General features: G+C 34.9%; 12 protein-coding genes. 10 read left to right on the forward strand and 2 right to left on the reverse strand.

Annotated features, from left to right (window positions below; all coding sequences use genetic code 11):
- Window positions 1-41: 41 nt before the first annotated feature.
- Window positions 42-803 (reverse strand): hypothetical protein, encoded by a 762-nt coding sequence (locus FGF67_RS12890; RefSeq protein WP_139698172.1) that lies wholly within the window; start codon window positions 801-803, stop codon window positions 42-44.
- 135 nt (window positions 804-938) lie between these two features.
- On the opposite strand from FGF67_RS12890, the gene FGF67_RS12895 reads away from it, so the two are divergent.
- The 10 genes from FGF67_RS12895 to FGF67_RS12940 all read left to right on the forward strand — a co-directional run bounded on the left by FGF67_RS12895 (window position 939) and on the right by FGF67_RS12940 (window position 21,550).
- Window positions 939-1,796, forward strand: a complete 858-nt coding sequence (locus FGF67_RS12895; protein ID WP_139698173.1) for a PPK2 family polyphosphate kinase — start codon at window positions 939-941, stop codon at window positions 1,794-1,796.
- A 156-nt stretch (window positions 1,797-1,952) separates the two neighbouring features.
- Window positions 1,953-3,347 (forward strand): M28 family peptidase, encoded by a 1,395-nt coding sequence (locus FGF67_RS12900; protein ID WP_139698174.1) that lies wholly within the window; start codon window positions 1,953-1,955, stop codon window positions 3,345-3,347.
- Between the two features lie 59 nt (window positions 3,348-3,406).
- Complete coding sequence (locus FGF67_RS12905) at window positions 3,407-3,967, forward strand: hypothetical protein (RefSeq protein ID WP_139698175.1); 561 nt, start codon at window positions 3,407-3,409, stop codon at window positions 3,965-3,967.
- A gap of 253 nt (window positions 3,968-4,220) precedes the next feature.
- Window positions 4,221-5,363, forward strand: coding sequence for an AraC family transcriptional regulator (locus FGF67_RS12910; RefSeq protein ID WP_139698176.1), 1,143 nt, complete (start codon window positions 4,221-4,223; stop codon window positions 5,361-5,363).
- Between the two features lie 388 nt (window positions 5,364-5,751).
- Window positions 5,752-7,428 carry a hypothetical protein gene (locus tag FGF67_RS12915; protein WP_139698177.1) on the forward strand — a complete coding sequence of 559 codons (1,677 nt, stop codon included), beginning with the start codon at window positions 5,752-5,754 and terminating at the stop codon, window positions 7,426-7,428.
- Between the two features lie 141 nt (window positions 7,429-7,569).
- On the forward strand, window positions 7,570-10,647 hold the full coding sequence (locus FGF67_RS12920) for a SusC/RagA family TonB-linked outer membrane protein (protein WP_139698178.1): 3,078 nt from the start codon (window positions 7,570-7,572) through the stop codon (window positions 10,645-10,647).
- A gap of 19 nt (window positions 10,648-10,666) precedes the next feature.
- Window positions 10,667-12,082, forward strand: a complete 1,416-nt coding sequence (locus tag FGF67_RS12925; protein WP_158293220.1) for a RagB/SusD family nutrient uptake outer membrane protein — start codon at window positions 10,667-10,669, stop codon at window positions 12,080-12,082.
- A 10-nt stretch (window positions 12,083-12,092) separates the two neighbouring features.
- Window positions 12,093-13,571 carry an FISUMP domain-containing protein gene (locus FGF67_RS12930; protein WP_139698180.1) on the forward strand — a complete coding sequence of 493 codons (1,479 nt, stop codon included), beginning with the start codon at window positions 12,093-12,095 and terminating at the stop codon, window positions 13,569-13,571.
- Between the two features lie 33 nt (window positions 13,572-13,604).
- A complete protein-coding gene (locus tag FGF67_RS12935; protein ID WP_139698181.1) occupies window positions 13,605-21,077 on the forward strand; it encodes a S8 family serine peptidase in 7,473 nt (2,490 codons plus the stop codon).
- Window positions 21,078-21,184: 107 nt separating this feature from the next.
- Window positions 21,185-21,550 carry a hypothetical protein gene (locus FGF67_RS12940; RefSeq protein ID WP_139698182.1) on the forward strand — a complete coding sequence of 122 codons (366 nt, stop codon included), beginning with the start codon at window positions 21,185-21,187 and terminating at the stop codon, window positions 21,548-21,550.
- Window positions 21,551-22,022: 472 nt separating this feature from the next.
- Here the strand turns inward: FGF67_RS12940 and FGF67_RS12945 are convergent, their stop codons facing one another.
- Complete coding sequence (locus FGF67_RS12945) at window positions 22,023-22,802, reverse strand: S1/P1 nuclease (RefSeq protein ID WP_139698183.1); 780 nt, start codon at window positions 22,800-22,802, stop codon at window positions 22,023-22,025.
- Window positions 22,803-22,857 lie beyond the last annotated feature (55 nt).

Below are 22,857 nucleotides of genomic sequence, written 5' to 3' on the forward strand. Positions count from 1 at the left end.
GTCTCGAAATTTTTATTTCGAGACTTTTTTATACAAGTTTTTTAATTACACTGATTTAATTCAGCTATATAATCAGACGCTAATGCTTTTAAATTTTCTGTAAAATAGTGTTTAATTTCATCTATAGATTTTGATGATAAATCTTCAGAAATGGTTGTATTTTCAAAAGCTTTATGTTGGCAATGACAAACAGATAATGACTCATTATAGGTCTTTACGTTGTTAGACATCACTTTTTTATACGAGGCAATAATTTGCTTCTTTTTTAAGCTTTCAGCTTCTAGTTTTTGAGCGGCTAATTTTGATTTTATTTCAGCTTCTTGTTTTTTTAAGGCCTCTTGTTGCTGTTGCAATTTAAGCTGTTCTTTTTGTAGGTCACTCAGTTGAGTGCTAGTATTATTAGGAGTTTCTACTGTTTGCGTACTCGTTTCTTGATAGTTGTTAAAAGCACATTGATCCATTTCAATGACGCTTTGTTTGGCAAATTCTCTACCGCGTTTTACAAAAAAACGACCATCTTCAAACGTTTCCTCTTGTTCCACTTTAAGCAATGCCTCAATGGCTTTATTTGCAAATTCTAGAGCCTTACTACACGGGCAATCTTTGAGTTGTTTTTTTGCAAGCTGGAAGGCTTCCACAGAACGATTGGCATAGTATTTTAAATGGCTAATATTATTTGATTCGTAGGAATCCTTTGCATGCGCGTAGGCATTAACTAAATAAGAATTGGCATTATCACAACTGTTTTGAGCATTAACAGTATATATGCTTATAAAAAATAGAATAAAGTAAACGTTTTTCATAGATTATGGGTTAAAAACATAAATAGGTAGAGCGAAAGTATTAAAATCGTAGCACTTATAGCTGTCGTTCATCGAAATTATGGATTTACTATATTTATAGGTTTAAAATAATCCTTCAATAAATTAATTATAAAAATGCAGATAGATCACTATAAAATCAATGGAAACATATCCTTAAAAAAAGTAAACACAAGAGAGGTTATTGAGGATGCGGAAAAGGAATTAAAATCAGTAAGAAAAAAGTTGGGAAAGCTTCAGGACACCCTATATGCTCATGGAAAGTACGCTGTTTTAATCTGTTTACAAGGCATGGATACCGCAGGTAAAGACAGTTTGATTCGTGAAGTTTTTAAAGATTTTAACGTCCGAGGGGTTGTGGTTCATAGTTTTAAAGTGCCAACGGAATTAGAATTAAAACACGATTATTTATGGCGTCATTATATAGCGCTTCCTGCCCGTGGAAAATTTGGAGTATTTAATAGAACACATTATGAGAATGTATTAGTAACACGCGTACATCCTGAATATATTTTAGGAGAGCATATTCCAACCATTAACAAGGTTGAAGATGTTAATGAGGCATTTTGGGATCAGCGTTTTGAACAGATAAATAATTTTGAAAAACATATCGCTGAAAATGGTACCCTCATTTTTAAATTCTTTTTAAATCTCTCAAAAGAAGAGCAAAAGAATAGGTTATTACGAAGATTGAATAAAGAAGAAAAGAACTGGAAATTTTCTGCAGGTGATTTAAAAGAACGAAAATTATGGGACAATTATCAAGATTGTTATGAAGATGTTTTGAATAGAACATCACAGCCCCATGCTCCTTGGTTTGTTATTCCAGCCGATGATAAACCAACAGCTAGGTATATCGTGGCAAAAATCATCTATGATACACTTAAAAGCTATTCAAATATCAAGGAACCTGAATTAGATGATGATATTAAAGCGCATATTGAACGTTATAAACAGCAATTGAAAAATGAATAGTAGTAACGGTAAATATATAACCTATTTGTTTTTTGTAAACTAAAAAGGATTTGCTCATGTGGCATAAACTATCATTGCGGTCTTAACATAAATTTAGGGTTAGATGTTACGGGCTATTGATAAGATATATTATCTTTCCGCCGAAAAAAATAATTTATGAATAGGATTAAGTTAGTACTTACCTTAATACTATGTCTTTGTGTTTTGCCCATGAAGGCGCAATCAGATGAAGCGGTTTTAAAAACCATTTATACACAAGCATTAACAAATGGTCATAGTTACGAATGGTTAAATTATTTATCGAATCAGATAGGGAGTAGGTTATCGGGTTCTTTAGGCGCCTCAAAAGCTGTTACCTATACTAAAGAAACATTTGAACAATTAGGTTTAGATAAGGTTTGGCTTCAACCCGTTATGGTACCGCGTTGGGTAAGAGGAACTAAAGAATATGCTTTTATTGAAGGGGTGTCTGGAAAAACCACCACGGTAAATATTTGTGCTTTAGGAGGTTCTGTGGCCACGCCTGCTTTAGGTGTTAAGGCTCAGGTGGTTGAAGTAAAAAGTATGGAAGAGCTTCAAGCGCTAGGCAAAGAAATCGTGCATGGTAAAATCGTTTTTTTTAACAAACCTTTACCTGCAGAACATATAAATCCTATAGAGGCCTACAACGCATGTGTACATTTGCGCGAACAAGGGGCTACCGAAGCCGCAAAATATGGGGCGGTTGGTATTATTGTTCGTTCCTTAACTTTTCGTATGCATGATTTACCACATACAGGTAGTATGACTTATAATGGGTTACCCGATAACGAACGAATTCCTGCTGCAGCCATTAGCACTAATGATGCCGAGCTACTCAGCACCATGTTAAAGTTAAATAATAACATTCAATTTTATTTTAAACAGAGTTGCAAACAGCTTAAGGAGGTTCAATCTTATAATGTTATAGGGGAGATCAAAGGAAGCAAATATCCGAATAAATATATTATTGTTGGGGCACATCTGGACTCTTGGGATTTAGGAGACGGAGCTCATGATAATGGGGCAGGTGTGGTACAAGCCATGGAGGTTTTACACTTACTAAAGAAATTAGATATTAAGCCCAAGCACAGTATTCGGGTGGTGCTATTTATGAATCAGGAAAACGGTTTACGTGGTGCTTCTACCTATGCCGAAGCGGTGAAACAAAACGATGAAAACCATATGTTTGCTATTGAAAGTGATACAGGTGGATTCAGCCCTAGAGGATTTAATTTTGATTGTAATGATCAGGCTTATAATCAAATGTTAAGTTGGCAGGGTTTATTTGAGCCTTATCTTGTGCATTCTTTTGAAAAAAATGAAAGTGAAGCAGATGTAAAACCATTAAAATCAGAGCATAACGTTGTTGCTGGACTGTTTACAGATAATCAGCGCTATTTTGATTATCATCATGCCAGTAATGATACCTTTGAGACGGTGAACAAACGAGAACTAGAACTAGGAGCAGCAACTATGGCAGCGTTAGTTTATTTGGTTGATAAATACGGTATAAAGGGCACTAAAAATTAGGCAGAGCTTTCTCAATGGCATTGAGGTATATTTAAAGAAAAAGATTTCAAAACAATCTGATGAAACATATTTTAATGATATTTAGTATACTAACTACTTTAGTAACTATGGGGCAAAATATAGATAACTTACCTTACCACGAAATTCCAGATTACCCAGAAACGTATACATCAAGAACAGTGGCAGCAAGAATGATTGATGGTTTAGGATTTAGATACTATTGGGCTACAGAAGGATTAACTAGCAAAGATTTATCGTATAAGTCTAGTGAGTCGAGCAGAACCAGTGAAGAGGTGCTCAATCATATTTATGAATTGTCAAAGTTCATTAGAAATAGTGTTTTAAGTGATAATAAGGATATGACAGAAAAAGAGGAATTGTTTGAATTTGAGGAAAAAAGAAGACAAACTTTGATGAACCTTAAAGTGGTTTCAGAGGCATTAACTGATACAAAAGGCCTTATAAAATTAGAAGATACAGAAGTGCCCTTTTGGAATATGATCAACGGCCCTATAGCCGATGCAATTTGGCACTGCGGACAAATAGTAATGCTTAGGCGCGCTTCTGGAAACCCTTTTAATTCAAAAGTGTCGTTGTTTTCAGGAAAACTGAGAAATTAATATGTTTTTGTTGATACTATTTCAGTGATTAAGGTTAGATAGTTACGTTTCAAAGGAAGTAAATTCATTCAAAAATAGTCTTTAAACGAAAAAATCAATTAGAAACAAATCTTTTACATGAGATAGTTTGTTAGTATTTAATAAATAAAAAAATAAACATTAATTTTAAAACAAAAATACGTTGTATATATCATAAAAAGCTAGATATATTTATCGAAGTTGTTTTAAATGATACAACAATGGGAATCACTAAATGATTATTGAAAGTTATTTTGAACTGATTTTGTTGATGGGAGGCGTATTGTCTTTTCTCCTAGCCATGTATCTTATTTTTTATCCAAGTAATTTTTATCCAAATAAAATTTTGGGTGCTTTAGTTTTTTCTTGGTCGGTAACCGTTTTCGTGTTTATTTTACACACCACAGATTTCTATCAACGCTATGTTCATTTATATGCTGTGCTAGATGTTTTTACATTAATGTTTTTTCCATTAATGTTCCTCTATTTAAGAAACTACTTGTACCGCGACATAAAGAAACCCATGCGGCAACTGTATCATTTTATACCAGCAGTTCTTTACTTATTGGTTTTAACGCCGTTTTTTGCGAAGTCCTCTGATGCAAAACTAGAAATGCTTCAAAATGGATTTCCTGTGTGGTATCTTATAGCGCAGTCTGTTTTTAATATTGTAATTATTATTCAAGGGATTTTCTATAGTATATTTTGTTTGAGAACCATTCACCGTTTTCAATATTTTAGAAAAAAACATCTTTCAGCATTTCAGTTATCCACATTAGTTTGGTTAAGACTGTTTGTGTTTATAAATATTATATTGTGGACTTTTGGTACTACAGGTGCTATATTGGAGTTGGCTGGCATTAAATTGTTTTTTAATCTATTTAATGTTTTTTATGCAGGTTTAACCTTATTTACAATTGTTTTAGGAATTTTTACCACCATGCGACCTGAACTTTTTTCTGAGTCTGAGGATATAAAAAATTTAATACGCACTAGTAAAAATAAACCTAGGTCTATTTCTGATCAAAATAATGAAGACTTTGAGGTATTATCGCAATATATTGAAAAGGAAAAACCATATTTAAAGACCGATCTTAAAATGCAGGATTTAGTAGAGTCCACAGGCATCACTTATAAGCGTATTTCAGAAGTGTTCAATAAAAATTTCAATAAATCCTTTTATGAAGTTATGAATGAGTATCGGTTAGAAGAAGCTAAGCATTTAATAGCTCAAGGATTTCATCAACATCACACACTAAATTATTTGGCCGAGAAAGCAGGATTCAATTCTAAAACAACATTTAATAGAATTTTTAAAAAATATACCGATCAAACCCCTTCGGATTATATTAAAAATCTAGATGATTCTATCATCTAAATTCACCTAATTTTTACTTTTAAAGCGGTTATATTTTTTTTTAATGGTGCCCTGATATTAGTTTTCAGCAAAACACACTTTATGATTTCATGTTCTGATGAGTAAGAAATATGTTTCTTTTTAACATGTTTATGGCATTAAACGAAAGCGTTATTAGTTCCTTTATGGAAATATTGGGCGTTTAAAAGGTTTTTAAGTTTTTTGTTTTTAATATGTTGTTTATTAATAAGTTAGAACATGTGTATCATTGCATAATATGTGTCAATTCATGCAATGACACCTAAAAACACCTAGTGGGGCTTTAAATTTTAAGTAAATAATTAATTATGCCACAGCGGAAAGCAATTTTAACTAACCCTTAAAAAATAATTAACTTAAAATTTAAATTATGAAAATTAAAACTATTTCCTGTTTGGTTCTTGCAGGTATGTTGTCCTTAAATAGTTGTGTTAAAGGAGACATAGATGAACTTCAAAATCAAATTAACGACTTAAATGAAAAAGTAAATGATTTAGAGTCAACACAACAAGAAGCCTTATTGGCTGCTATTGCAAAATTAGAAGCAGATTTAGCGGCTTTAAATTCTGAACTGGTTGGAGATTTAGAGTTATTAGAGCAGGAAATTGCAAATAATGCTAATGCTGTTTATTACGGTAATGTTATAACCGATGAAGATTATGCGGCTTTAACGGCTCAAGGTGCTACCATTATTACAGGTAGAGTTGTTGTAGGTGGTGATGCACACGTGAGTGCACTTTCAACAATTAAGTTAATTGGTAAAAGTCTTGAAGTTAATGGTGGAACGACCATTACAATGGATGCCTTACAAAGTATTGGTGAAAACTTAATTATTGAAGGTGTTGAAGCTGATGCTACCGTAAACTTTGCAGTGTTAGCTTCTATTGGTGGAGATTTTGAAGTTGTGGAAAATGCTGGGCTTACTAGTGTTGTGGCTGATGAATTGGTCTTAATTTCTGGAGCTTTAGCTACCGAAGAAAGTGAAATGTTAGCAACTTTATCTTTAGCAAAGCTTGATCAAGTTGGTGAATTAAGTATTGATAATTATTATGCCGATGATCCTACCTATATTAATATAGGTGCGCTTTCTAATTTAGATTTATCAGGTACAAATGTTTTAGGTGATGCTCATTTAAATTATTTGGGTGATGTTGAAGTGGTGTCTTTAGGAGATATTCACGGAAACTTTGATTTTGTTCAAGGTAATGTAGTAAAACTTTCTATTTCAGGAGAAACGGTAGATGGCAATTTCACACTGTCTTTTAATAAAAGATTAAAAACAGTTGAAACCCCTAATCTTAAATCAATTAATGGAAGTTTAGATATTTCTGGTAATTCTGATTGGCAGTTGGCAGGAGCCTCTTTAGAAGCATTGCCTAGTTTCCCAGCTTTAGAATTTATTGGAGGAAATGTGACTATTGGAAGTAATTCAGATTTAGTTTCTATTGATGCCTTTAATAACGTGACTCAATTAACAGGAGATATTAGTTTATCAGAAAGTGCTAAGATTGAGAGTGTTAATATCTTTAATGCATTAGTTGAAACAGGAGCAAATCAGTGGTCAAATGCTAATATATACATCAGTTTTCAAACCAATTGGTTTAATGGATTTAATGAATTGCTTGAAGCTGGAGAAGTAACAATTACTGTTAAAGTACCAAGTGCTGATGACGGTGGAATTGGTATTAGCTCAACATCTTCTGCAAGTGCTTTAGCTGATGTTGCTAAAATGGAAGGTTTTGCAAAATTAACAGAGTCTACAAACATGCAACTATATTTTAGTGAAGTAACTGAATTTAATGCTTTTGCATCTTATACAAATTTCAAAAGAACTTACGGAACTGGTTTTAAATTACAAATGCCAGCTGAAGGAATTGGTATGTGCGCCATGGAGCCATTCTTAACCAAAGTAAAAAATGGTGATTTTGGAACAAAACCAATGGTTTTTGAAGAAATGGCAGAAAACGAATGGGGATGGATGGTGCCTACTGAAGTAGATAAAGATACTGCAGTAGATAGACTTCTTGCGCCTTGTACTACACCATAATTATAATAAATAAGTGATTAATAGTTAATAATGTCTCGGCACCCCTTTTTGGGGTGTAGGGGTGTTATTACCAAAACCATATTAGTTAATCTTAATTAGCTATTTTCCTAAGAAATTAAGATGCTATAATTCAAATAAACAATGAAAAAACTATTAGGCTGCCTAATATTATTCTGCCTTATGAGTGTTAACATGACTTACGCTCAATCTATAACGGTAGAGGGCCATGTTAATGATGAAAGTGGGTTACCCTTACCAGGAGTGACCATTGTAGTAGAGGGAACAAACCAAGGAACTACAACAGATTTTGAAGGTTTTTATACCATTTCAATTCCTAGTGGCGAGGCAAAACTTGTTTTTTCGTATGTTGGAATGCAAACCCTTACTGAAGCAGTAAATAATAGAACTACTGTTGATGTGGTTTTAAAAGAAAATTTAGAAGAATTAGAATCCGTAATCGTTGTAGCTTACGGTACTTCTACAAAAGAAGCGTACACAGGAGCAGCTTCGGTGGTTGATAATGAAATTATTGAAAACCGTCCGGTAAGTTCTTTTGAAAAAGCTTTGCAAGGTACTACACCAGGGCTTATGGTATCTAGTGCTTCAGGACAACCAGGGGCAGGTTCAACGGTTAGAATCAGAGGTATTGGTTCCTTAAGTGCAAGCAGTGCGCCTTTATTTGTTCTTGACGGTGTACCCATGTCAGGATCTATTTCAGATATCAATCCCAATGATATTGAGAGTGTAACAGTTCTAAAAGATGCAGCCGCATCATCACTCTATGGCTCACGTGCAGCCAACGGTGTTATCTTGATCACCACAAAACAAGGAAAATCAGGCACCACAAAAATTGATTTTACAAGTCAATTAGGTGTTTCAGAACGTATTTCAAAAGGGTATGATTTAATGAATTCTACCCAATTTTATGAGCAATCTTGGATGGGACTTTATAACCAAGCCCTTCTTGATGGGCAATCTGTTACAGAGGCAAAAGCCTATGCGCATGATGAGGTTGAACAAATAGTAGGTTATAACCCATTTGGGGTAGATAAACCCTTAGATGATAATGGTAAATTAATACCAGGAACACAGGTTCGTACCAACACAGATTGGCGCGATGAAGTTTATAAAAACGGGATTATTCAAACTTATAACTTAAATGTTTCAGGAGGTTCAGATATTACTAAAGTTTTTATGTCCTTAGGATATTTTAAAGACTCAGGAACAACTATAGGGGCTAACTTTAATAGAATAACTAACAAAATTAATGTATCACATCAAATCAATAGTTTTTTAAAAGCAGGGATTAATTCTCATTTATCATATTCAAAAACAAATGCACCGCCAAGTGGAACGGGCGGTGCTAACCCTGTGAGGTCGGCCGAAATTATTAATGCTGCTTCACCGGTTTATGATGGTTCAGGAAATTTTGAATGGGGTAACAAAGCTATTTTTGATTTTAATCCAGTAGGCTTAGCAGCTCTTGATAAGTATGAGTACAAAACCAAAAGAGCAGTTGTAAACACGTATTTAGATATTGATATCTCACCATCTTTTAAATTTAGAACAACAGGAGGTATTGATACGAGTTTAGATGACGGATTAAATTATTATAATCCAGAGCATGGTAATGGGGCAGGTGTAAACGGAAGAAGTTCAGCCTCACATTCTGATAACTTGGCTTGGAATATTTCTAATATATTAACCTATTCAAAATCATCTGATAAATCTTATTTTGAAGTGTTACTAGGGCATGAAGCCCTTGGCGCTGATTTCTCAGTGTTATCTGCCGAGGTTACTGATTTTTCTGTGCCAGGTAAACCTGATTTGGTTTGGGGATCTAAACCAGAACAGCCAGGAAGCTTTACGTCTTCTTGGAATATGGTATCTTATTTATCTCAGGTAAAGTACGATTATGATAACCGCTTGTATTTATCAGGAAGTGCGCGTGTTGATGGTAGTTCAAGATTTGGAAAAAACAACAAGTATGGTCTATTCTATTCTGTAGGCGCAGGATGGAATATTTCAAAAGAAAACTGGATGCCAGAATGGTCATGGCTTGGTAATGCTAAGTTAAGAGCTAGTTATGGTACTTCTGGTAATAATAACATTGGTAATTATGCATCTTTGGGGCTTTACGGCAGTGGTGCCAACTATGGTGGTTTCCCAGGATTAACGCCTGTACAATTATCAAATGCTGATTTAAGCTGGGAAAAGATTGAAAGTTTTAACATTGGTTTAGACCTTAATATCTTCAGAAGATTTGATGCCACTTTCGAATTTTATAACAGAAATTCAGATGGTTTGTTGTTTGCTAGACCATTATCGGCTGGTAATGGATTTGGCTCCATTCTGTCTAATCTAGGAGCAATGAAAAATACGGGTGTTGAGGCATCATTTAAGTATTTACTAATTGATAATGGCAATTTTAACAGTTCTATTGGCTTTAATATTTCAACCAATACCAACGAGATTTTACAGTTAACTACAGAAAAAATTGTTTCAGGTACTAAATTACTGGAAGAAGGAAGCAGTATTTATCAATTTTACATGCGTGAATGGGCTGGTGTAAATCCTGATAACGGCTTACCAATGTGGTATGTAAATGCCGATTCTGATGATAAAGATGACAATACCATTCCAAACTCAGCATATAATGATCCGTTAGGTTCAGGAAGACAAGTAACCAGCGAATATAATGATGCCGAAAGAAAACGCTTAGGAAATTCACTGCCAACAGTATTTGGTGGTATTAACTACGATTTAAGTTACAAAAACCTGTCCCTTAATTTTTACTTGTACTACAGTTTAGGCGGGAAAGTATATAACAGTGACTACGCGGCCAATATGCATGACGGTACCAATACGGGGACAAACTTAGCCGCTGACGCAGCAAATGCTTGGACACCAAATAATAGGTTTACCAATGTACCAAGATATGTAACCAATAACACTGATCAATCCAATCAAATGTCTTCAAGATTTATTGAAGATGCGTCATACTTGAGATTGAAAAATATTAATGTGGCTTATCAATTTCCAGAAAAGTTATGTAAAGCCATTAAGTTGAACAGTTTAAGAGCATTTATATCTGCAGAAAACCTTTTAACCTTTACTAAGTTTAAAGGTTTTGACCCAGAAGTAGCCATAAACGGAACAACCAATGGTAGAATCCCTGGTGTTAAAGTTGTAACCATGGGCTTAAAATTAGAGCTATAGAAAAATGAGATCATATATCATGAAGAATAGAATAAAACATATAATAATAACTACGGTATTAGGACTGATATTGGTAGGATGTAGTAATGATTTTTTAGAGCTTGAACCTACAGATTCCATTTCTGAGGACAAAGTTTTTGATTCATACGTAACAGCAAATTCAGCTTTAATCGGTGCTTACAATCAATTAAGTAGCTTCAATTTTGAAGGTTTATACAACCCCATTATGGCAGATATTATGGGGGAAGACCTTATGGTAAATGCCGTTGATAACTGGAACTGGTTTATATCTGTATACCAAATGGATGTATTACCTAACTATGTGTATGTTGATAACCCTTGGTGGTCTGGTTATAAGTTAATTTATGATGCAAACAATATTATCAACAATGCCATTTATATTCCAGACGCGACTACAGAACAGATAGATAATTTAGTAGGCCAAGCAAGAGTACTTCGGGCTTATACATGGCTTAAGTTAGCACAAATGTATGCTCCGGCATATACCAAAGATCCAGATGCACCGTCAATTTTACTCAATACAGTAACTGGAGAAATTAAATCGGGTTTTCAACGTGCCCCACTATCAGAAGTGTATGCTCAAATTGAAAACGATTTGTTGGCAGCTACCAATCAATTGAAAGAAAATAGTGATAAAGGTTTTTTTGATTTACGCGCAGCACACGCTGTTTTAGCTCGTTTGTATTTAGAAATGGGTAATTGGTCCTCAGCCAGAGACCATGCCAAATTGGCTTCAGAAGGTTTAGAGTTAATGGATATCAACACCATGTTCTCTGGGTTTAACAGAAGAAACTCTGAAACTATTTATACCATTGCTTATACACAAGATGATAATAACACCTATTTATCTATTCCCTCATTTTATTGGCCAGTAGGAGGCTACAGTTCTATGCGCGCTGATAGTGAGTTTGTAAACACCTTTACTGCCGCAGATGCCAGAAAGTCGTTCTTTTTAAAGGTAGATGATATTGACCCAGATAGGTATCTTATCGTCAAGTTTGCCCACAATAATTCGGTTGGAAATGCCGAACGCATTTGTATTCGTGCATCAGAGATGTTACTTATAGAGGCAGAGTGTGAGGCAGAGTTAGGAAATTTCTCAGAAGCTCAAGATGCTTTATATGAGGTGCAAAGAAGATCTAACCCTGGCGTGTCAAAGAGTACATCAACAGGTCAAACCTTAATAGACGAGGTTTTATTAGAAAGACGTAAAGAGTTATTTGGTGAAGGTTTTAGATGGAATGATATTAAAAGAAGACAACTACCATTCCATAGAGCAGGAGAGCACTGGGTAAAATTATCATTTACAGCTCAAGATCCTGATTATTACAGAATGACTTTCCCTATACCTCAATCTGAAATTGATGCGAACGATGCATTAGATAATTCAGATCAAAATATTGGATATAAATAAAATCAGGAAGATGCTGAAAAACAAAGTGGTAACACATACAAATTTTAAACGGTTGGTGAGTATTGTAATGCTCTTAATAGCCTTTGGGTTATTAATGCAAGCCTGTTCACCTGATGAAGAACCTATAAACCTAAACCCTAATGCTGGGCCTAGTTTTATTGATATTGAAAATGACGGTTATGTGATACAGCTAAGTGCGGTTCCAGTAAAACCACCGTTAGTAGGTACATGGCGTATTTACAATGGAGAAAATGGACGCTTTGAAGACATTCATGACCCAAGAACTTTATTTTATGGAGAACCTGGTGAAACCTATACTATTGGATGGGAAGTTAGTCATGGCGATGCTTATGAGGCCGCTTCAATAACCGTGTCTTTTAAACCACTTATCCCTATCATTATTGAGCCTAAAGCTAGTGTAGATACCCTGAAGAATAATGTGTCCGCTTATCTTAAAGCAGAGGCTCCAAAATATGGTGCAACTGGAAAATGGGAAGTGATTAATGGTGATGGAAGAATTGAGAATGCTGATAATTTTAAAGCTGAATTTATAGGTAAGGAGAAATCTGAATATAAATTACGTTGGACTTTGAGCTATGGTTCAAAAGCGGTTTTTCAGGAGGTTGACTTTGTAACCGATGTGCTGAATGCCTACGCAGGTCCTGATCAACTCGATATTAAAAATGAAAAGGGTGCTGAGGATAAATATTTTACCCTTGAAGCCTATCTACCCGCCGGTGCCACAGCAGAATGGGAAGTTGTTAAAAACGCAAATCTCGCTACGGTTTATGGTAAAAACAATCCTAACTCTTTAATAAAAGGAGTGGCAGATTCCCTATACACCTTAAAATGGAAAGTTGTTCTTGATGCTTACACCTCAGTTGATAGTGTAGATATCAGGTTCCGTGGTAAATGGGGGATGTTTAAAGATAGTCGTGATAACCAAACTTACAAATACGCAGAGATAAATGGTTTGGAATGGATGGCAGAAAATTTTAATTATGCTGCCGATCCTGGAAATGGTTCTTGGTATTATGGGCATGCCTATAGAAGCATAATCGAAGAAGGGTTCCCTTTAGAAACCAAGGAAGATCGTAAAAAGTACGGACGCTTATACTCTTATTTCGCTGCTAGAGATTATGCTCCTGAAGGTTGGCGATTACCAACGCCACAAGAATATGGAGATTTAATTGTGTCACAGGGAGGTACTTTATATGCCAAAGACAAATTAGTTGAAGGGGGCCCAACAGGGTTCGATTTGGGCTATCCTGGGTATTTGGAATTCTCTAGCAGTTCAGATCCGGCTTTTAGGAACGTTTTTAGAGAACAAGATAAAACAGGTATATACTGGACGAACACTTATGTAGAAAGTAATGGTTCCTCTGTTGTATTATATATAACATTGAATGGTGCATCTGTAGATCCAGTGGTTTTGCCTGCTAATTTCTATGCGCTTCCTGTGAGATATGTAAGAGAGATTCAAGATTAATATTCCCATTTGACAAATAAAAAATTGAGAAAAATGAAAAACATTAAAATATTTATACTGCTACTTTTGGGAATGCTCCATTTTGGAGTGATGCAGGCTCAAGATGAAAGGCAATCAGAAGATGATATCCTAAGTGGTAAAATCCGATTAAAATTTAAGCAAGAGGCCATAAACCAATCTAAAAGTTTTAAGGTGGCTACGGGTAAAACAACCTCAAAAGAAGTTGGTTTGCCTAATGTAGATAAAGTAAGTAATCAAATAGGTATAAAACAAATAAAGCGTGTGTTTCCTTTTTCTCCAAAATTTGAAGCAAAACACAGAAAATACGGACTTCATTTATGGTATGAAGTAGAGTTCGATTCTAGCAAATCTGCTAAAGAAGTTATGAAACAATATGAGAGTATTGCTGACATTGACATTATAAAGCCTATCTATAAGAAAACCCAGATTGATGGAGGAAAAGAGCCTGTAGTGTTTAAATCTGATGAAGTGAAAAGTGCTATGGATGAGTCGATTGTACTAGAGTCTGATGATCCAAAATTATCAGAGCAGTGGCATTATGAAAGTAACGACAGGTTTGGAGAGTTTAGCTCTGATGTTGAATTATTTGAAGCATGGGAAACTACAACAGGGCATTCTGATATTATTGTAGCCATTGTTGACCAGGGTATTGATTTTAATCATGAAGATTTAAAAGATAATATGTGGCAGAATGAGGCCGAAATTAATGGAGTGGAAGGCGTTGATGATGATGGAAATGGTTATATAGATGATTTTTACGGATATAACTTTAATGTACGAGGTGCTATTACACCAGGTAATCATGGTACGCATGTTGCAGGAACAGTTGGTGCTGTTGGAAACAATGGTATTGGTGTTGCCGGAGTTGCTGGGGGCGATGGTTCAGGTAATGGTGTAAAATTAATATCTGCTCAGGTATTTGATAGTCGTACCAATGGGGGGCTTAATTTCGCAGAGGCTATAGTTTATGGAGCAGATAATGGTGCTGTAATTTCACAAAATTCTTGGGGGTATAATCGTCCAGATTATTATGAACCAGAGGTGCTTGATGCTATTCGTTATTTCATTGCTGAGGCTGGTCAATACCCAGGTAGCCCAATGAAAGGAGGTATTCTCTTCTTTGCAGCTGGTAATGACGCTGTAGAAAGCAATCGCTATCCAGGAGCCTTTGATGAGGTTGTAGCAGTTAGTAGCACAGGACCAACTGGGTTGCCAGCACCTTATACCAATTTTGGTGATTGGGTAGATATTTGTGCGCCCGGTGGCGATATGACAAATTTTGGTGAAGAAGGCGGCGTATTGAGTACCATTACGAATAATCAGTATGGTTATATTGAAGGTACCTCTATGGCATGTCCACATGTTTCAGGAGTTGCGGCTTTAGTCTTAGCTAAAAATATCAATGAGGGTAATACTATTACACCTGACGATTTACGCAGAATTATTATTAATTCAACAACCCCCTTTAGATTTATTCACAACAGTAAGTATGGGAAAGGTATCTTAAATGCTGCTAAAGCATTAGTGGATGATAACCGAATTCCGCCCAATGCAATTACCGACTTACGTGCTGCTGAAAGTTTTCATAATGAAATACGATTAGCATGGACAGTGCCTAATGATGATGACGGATTTAGTCCTAGTTATTATTATTTAGCAATAGGGGAAGAACCCATAACGGCATCTAATTTTGAAAATCAAGGCCTCTTTTTGGTAGAAAATAATGTTGAAGCAGGGCAAACGTTCAATATAAATATTGGTGGCTTAATAAAAGAAACAGATTACTGGTTTGCGGTTAAATCTTTAGATCAGTTTGAAAATATTTCAGAGATCTCTAATATTCTGGCTACAACAACCTCTAGTGAGCCACATTTTATGGAATCGACCAAAAGTATCGATTTGACCATTGATGTAACCGATAATCCGTTGGCAAATGTCCCTGTTACTTTTTCAAACATTTCTGAAGGAATTATTTACTGGGAAAGCTTAATTTCTAACGAAACCTATTTCAGACCTCTAGAAACCGCCAGTGCTTCAGCTAAAACGGTCACATATAAATCCGATAGTATAGCAAATACTTCCAATGATGATTTAGGTGAGCCATTTGAAGCTATTCGCTATTTAACAGATAGTGACTTGTCTCAGGCCTCGCTATCATCCTTCGAGCACTGGAAAAATGATACTCCAGAGTATATCGCAGGGTTGTCATATGAAAATGGTACACCTCCAGCATTCTTAGCCGGAACAGGTAATACCAATGCGGGGTTAATTATGGGAACACGATTTGATATTCCGTACGATTTTTCATTTAATTTAACGCACCTTGAAGTAGCATTATTTCCTGAAACTAATGAGTTTCCTATCACTATTGAAATTAGAAAAGGTTCAAGAAATGATATGAATAAGGCTGAAACTGTATATCAGCAAGAATATTATCCTGATGTGGCGAACGAATTTAAGTATTACAGAATTCCTATTTATAAGCCACAAAAGTTTCAGGATAATGAATCGTTTTGGGTGGTGTTTAATTTCCCAAAGGAGATGCTTAATCCTCAGGTGATGCAATTTGGTGGGGGAGAGTTTAATGAACGTTTTGTTGTGTCTAGAGATAATGGAAGAACCTATATTATAGCAAGAGATTTATTGTTCAGACCGGCTATTCCTATGCTTAGAGCATTTAGTACGGGAGAAAACGGATCATTTGTTTTTCTAGATCCTAATAACGGTGAAATTCAGGAGTTCTCAAATCAAGACATAAATATTACGGTTGATGCAAATAATTTAACTAATGGCAATCATTTAGCATCGGTTGGTGTTTTAACAAACGATATTCATAAACCTGTCGTAAATATTGAACTAAAACTAGAAGTAGTTGGCCAGGTAGCCGTTGTTGACAATACAGCATTACATGAATATGAAGTATTTACCAACGTAGAAAATGATCTTGAATTAGAGGTTGAAAATAAGGGATTATCAAATTTTGAAGTGTATGGTTATACGGTTGAAGGAGCAGGAAATACTGAAGTATATGCAGATACGTTGATTGTGAATCCTGGAAATTTAGATAAGGTACCGTTTAAATATACACCAAGTCTTGAAGGCGCTATTAATGATAAAATAACGCTTAACACAAATATTGGCGATTTACCTTTTGCCTTACGCCTCATTAGTGAGCAAGGACCAGACATTGCGTTGAGTGTATCAGCTTCAACAATTGATGTTAATTATGAATCAAAAAGACAAGTGTCATTGTCTATTACAAATAATGGAACTGGGGCTTCTTTAAATTATGATTTGAATCATTACAATATTGCGAATAAAAACTCTGGTTTAATGGGGCAGAAGCTCCATTATACTATGAGTTCTTCATTAGATATTGATGGCCCGGCGGCAAACTTGTGGGATGATATTTCAGACTTTGGTACTGTGTTTTCAAGAGAAGAATTAAGAAATGCAATTCCTTTAGGTATGAAATTCCCATTCTTTAATCAAATGATGGAATCGCTAAGTGTTGATCTTTTAGGAACTGTAAATCTGTTTGGTTATAGAGCCTTAGTACCACTGAACATTCAGGGATCACCTTTAAATGTTAATCGATTAATTTATCATGCTTTTGGTGATAAAATTGTGTTAACATTTGAATGTCATTTAATGCGAAGTGGCTCTAAAGGGTATGCACATTATGGGGATACCGTAGAGTTTCAGGTTGTATTGTTTAAAAATGGCGCTATAGAATATCGTTATAAGGATGTAGATGACGTAACGCCAGATAAAGATTATACCATTTACGTGCAAGGGATATTGTCTGAAGATAAGCTAACGTTTAGAGATTACGGTGATACCCAAGAATTAGTAAATGGGTTGGTTGTAAGGTTTACGCCAGACCGAACTATTTCCATGATTGGAGAAACCAACAAATTAGAAGGAACCATTTTAAGTGGAAATACCGAAGTGGTCAATTTAAATATAGAACCTAAAGCTTATGGCTTAACTGAAGGCACCTACAATGATACTATTGTTGTTTATAATAATACAGCGGCAAAATTTAATAAAGTGCCTGTAGTGATTAATGTTTCAGGAACACCAGAAGTTACGGTTAATGATTCTGTTCATTTTAAAGAGCCAGTATTTATTGGTGCTTCGAAAACTAAGTATTTAAAGGTTGAAAACAAAGGGGCGCAAGCTATTAATATAACGGCATTATCATCTGGTTTAGCGCAGTTTACCATAGATGCTTCAGTGTTGCCAATAATGTTAAATGCCACATCTAATGTAATGTTACCCGTAACATTTACTCCTACAAATTCTAATGAGTTAGTAGGCAATGTAACGGTTGGCTTTGAAGATGGTTCTATTCAACAAGCGGTTTTAAGGGCTAAGGGGCTAGATGATGCGCACTACACACATGATTTACCACTACCTATTTCCGTGAGTTTAGGAGGTGGAGAAAAAACATCGGTACCTTTTAATATTACAAATACGAGTAGTGCTGTGGGACTGGAGTATGTGTTTAGAAACAGCACATTTGCATCGGTAGCGAATGAAAGTACTGGTAAGGCCATAGGAGCAAATAACAGAAAAGCAACTGAAGATTATGGGTATGCCTGGAAATTAAGCGATTCCTTAAAAGTGTTTCATAAATGGGACATGATTGATTTAAATGAAGGCAGATTAGAGCTAGAAGAAAATGGGTATACCTCTGTAGAATTACCTTTTGAGTTTCCATTTTATGGTGAATATTATAGTACTATTTGGATTTCTATTAACGGATATATCTCCGTTAAGAAACCAAGTAATCAACCAGGAGAACCAACCTTTGTAATTGGAGATGATTTCAATGGGGTTATAGCACCGTTATGGACTAATTTAAAGCTACTAGAAAACAATAATGGCTTAAATTATAAACTTGAAGATGATACATTGGTAGTGCAGTGGTATAAACTAGTAGGGCAAAATGCTTCAATGAGCCCTGGTGAAGTGTCTTTTCAAGTAGAAATAAATAATGACGGTTATATTAAATTTCATTATGACGATATTGAGACTTGGGGCGGATTAATACAATATGGTATTAAGAGTCCAGATGGTACTGAGTTTCTTCAAGAGGAAAAAGCATTAATAATGAGTTGGGCTAATATAAAAAACCATACCTCATACATTATAGCCCCACCACAGGTAGGAAGCGTTAGTACCCAACAGCAAGAAGCTTTAAACCTAACGGTTTCCGCTGAAGACATCTATTATCCTGGAATTTACAGTGATACTATTAGCTTAGTGTCAAATAGTAATAGTCAAAAAACTTTGGAAGTTCCAGTTGAAATACATGTTACAGGGGCGCCAAAAATAGCCGTTACTGACACGCTAAGTTGGGATAATATTGTTTTTAGAAATAACTTAATCTTAACTAAAACGCTAAAAATAACCAATAAAGGATACGATATTTTAAAAGTAACGCAAATCGCTTCTGAAGGCTTAGATGGATTTAATTTGTATGATGAAGCAGGTAATAAGATTATTAGAAGCAGTTCGGGTGTATTATTGAGTGCTATCAATATCAAGCCATGGGAAACTGTTACACTTACTGCAGAAATTGCGGTGTTGGTCAACCAAAACCAAATTGGGAAGATTATTTATACCAGTAATTCAGGTGCTGATGAAACGGTTGTAGAAGCTGCCATTGTAGATTCTCCAATGTTTAGTTGGAATGCTCAAGATCAAGAGTATACACTTACAAATATAGAGAAAGAGGTTTATACCTTTAATATAGAGAATAAAGGTGATTCAAAGTTATTCTATAATTTATCACCTGCAACGGTACCACAAGTTGCTCCTACGCCAACAGAGCCTTATATCTCTGACCTGGAAGGAGAATATGATTTGCAAAAAAGGGTGACCGTTGATTCATTAGCTATTGAAACCAAAGAAGTTGGTGATGGTGTGTTTACACCGTTTGCAGTAGGGGCTAATTTGGCATTCTCTAATCGGTTTACAGCTCCGACAGGTGGTTTTAGTTTAACCCATGTTAGAGCCTATACGTATTTAGATAAAATTGAAGAGCTTATCACTGTAATGGTTTATAAAGGAGGCGATTTGCCCCAAGATGGTGTAAAGCTATACGAACAACAATTTGTAATTAATCAAAGAGTAGATAGTGAATGGATTTATTTCCCTCTAGAACAACCATTTTTCATACCAGAAGGAGAACAATTTTATATAATAGTTACACTTCCTGTTTCTAATAAATATATGGGATTTGATAATTCTGAAGACGAATCTATCCTTGAGGAGAGTTTTTCAGGGGTATATCAAGGTAATGAAAAGTATTACTGGTGGGCAAATTATGTACAAAGCATGCGTGTTCTCTGGAAAATAAGACCCTTAACGGCATCAGGTAAAAACCAGTGGTTAACTCTAGATACGTATGAAGGCGAGGTTTTAGGAGGAGAAACAGTAGCTATTAATGCTACCATAGACCCAGAAATAGCTGGGAAAGGTACACATTCAGGAAAGATTATAGCAACCTCTAACGATATTAATAATCCAAGAGAGGAGGTAACTATTACCTTAAATGTGAATGGGGCTCCAGAGTTAAATTTCTATCCGAATATTTATAAAGATACTTTGAATCTTGTTGAAACCGAATCTAAAGTGTTTAATTATTTATTTGAAGATGTTGAAGGAGATGCTATTACTGTTTCTATTGATGATAGTATTAAAGGTATTGAATATGAGTTGACACAGACCGATGCAAACACAGCTCAGGTTACTGTAGAAACAGATTATGAAAGCGAAGGGAATTATAAAGTACCGCTAGCTTTTACGGATGCCGTAGGCAATGTGACTAATGATACGATTGTAATTAACGTAATTGAGAAAAACCGTGCTCCAATTTTTAATACAGATTATGAGGTTGTTACCCTTAATCTCGCTGATAAAAATAGTGCAGTAACCATAGATCCTAACGAGATTTTTACAGATCCTGACGGTGATGTTTTTCAGTTCTTAGCTGGTAATTATAATCCAGAGGTTGTTGATATGGCCTTTGGAAATCAGTTCATAAACTTAAACCCTATAAAAGTAGGCACAGGGCAATTGGTTTTTGCTGCAGATGATGGTAAGGAAGATGGTTTTGTAATTCATTTGGTTTACGTAAATGTAATTGATGATTCAGAAACGGCGTCGGGTGTTCCAGATGGTTTGTTTAATGATGTCCATTTTGATGCATCAGATTTGCCAGCCATATTCACTCCAAATCCAGTAGTGAACGGAATGGCTAAACTGTATTACAAACTAGATGAAACTGCTGATGTGAGTATTCAACTATTTAATTCAAATGGCCAATTACAATACACAACAAGCAAATCTAATGTGCCAGTTGGTGAACATGTGGAAGTATTATCATTGAATAAGCTAGCACCAGGTTTTTATATCTGCGTGTTAAATGCAGAGGATAAGGCGTATAAGAGTTTTAAAATAATAGTGAAGTAAAATTTATAATAAAATGGTTGGAGCATACCATGTGTTCCAACCATTTTAAAAGTTAAGGGATTGATTGACAATAACCAATTAACACCACATCGTTTAACTGAGTTAGTATGTATTGGGATAATTTAAAAATATTAAGGAATATGGGGAATCATAATCTAAATTCATCAAAAGACTCACCTGAGGAAGAGTATGAAATTATTAGTGCAGAAGCAAGACATTGTCATGGACAGAAGAAGGTAACAGGTGAATTAATGATTACTAATAAGCGCATTGTATTCTCTTCAAAACAAAATGAAGATGTTGTATTGGGCTTAGATGAGATTGAGTTAGTAAAGTCAAATAAACATTTATTTGCTGTAAAAGATAAACTTACCATTATTGGTAAGAAGAAAGAAAATGTATTCTGTCTTAATTATTCAGAAGATTGGATGGAGCTTATTCAATCTTTACTGCATTCAAGTGCGAATCATTAACAGAAAGAGTATTTAAAAACCTATGACATTTGAATATCTTATAATTTTGGGACTAGCCGCTTATTATATATTTTTCTATTTAAAAAATAGAAGATATAATACCAATACTACTATGAAATTTTTAGCTGCTTATAGTGCTTTAATAAGCATCATATTATTGTCCTTTCTAATTGTTTTTGATGGCTTTGATTTATTGTATGCCATGGGGTGGAGTATATTTCAAATTCTATGTGTTATGTTTCTATGTTGCTTGCCCTGTAGTATGTATTATATATATCTTTCAAAGGCCAAGCGGTTTGGTTGATGCAGATACCTTTAACGATTATACCTATTTGAACAGTTTATAATACTTAATAAAATAATTCATTTAGTAATCATCGCAGATTTCTGAGTTAGTCCGAAAAACCTTGTAACATTGTTATGAGGTTTTTTATGTTACAAAAAAAGAGCGCTGTTTGTGATTATTTAAAAACTAAAACAAATCATTCATAACCTTGGCAAGCCTGATACCTGCAATTTGTAATTGATTTCTAACCGTTTTAAAATGATCGTATGAATAGCGGTATCTTAAATTGTCACCAGGTTGGGCAGACTTGTAAACCGTTTTGGTGAGTTGGTGTGTTTCATTAACCCAATCAATTATAGAACCTTCTTGGATTGCTTTTATTTCCTTTTTTGATTTTATGTCAGCATTTTCAGCTAATTCGGCATAACTCATGCCATAGTGTTCAATCATTTCAGAATCCCAAACACGGTGTAAATTAGAATCTTCATAAAACCATTGCACTTTAAAGTCGTTTCCTCCTTTGTCTTCCTGCAGCCCCACATGCATCGGTTGATGCAAATCACCAATTAAGTGCACTAAAAGTTTTAAATAAAACGCTTTATCTTCGTCTGAACTGTTTTTATCTGTAATTACATTTTTACAATGCTCAATACCTGATACTAAATCGCCATTAGGGTTTTTTTTAGAAGTTTCATAATCCTGATTAAAAGGCATGTTGATATAATGCCAACTGTAAAATTTATTATAACGTTTATCTGATTTTATTTCATCTGCATAGGTAGAAACAAAGGCTAACGACTGTCTTTTTAGTAAGCGTTTTACTTCTCTTTTAGTTTTTCCTTTTAAATAACTATCAGCTATTTTACCTACTACACGATGACCTGTTGGACCCCAAAAGTCGTCAGCGCTTGCAGTTGCGGTACATAAAACGAATGCAGTAAAAACAAAGATATAAATAGATTTCATAAATTAAATTTTGACAAATTTATAAATTCTATTCTGAAGCCATCAGGAAGAATGA

The organism is Allotamlana fucoidanivorans, from assembly GCF_006265225.1.
Lineage (GTDB): Bacteria > Bacteroidota > Bacteroidia > Flavobacteriales > Flavobacteriaceae > Allotamlana > Allotamlana fucoidanivorans.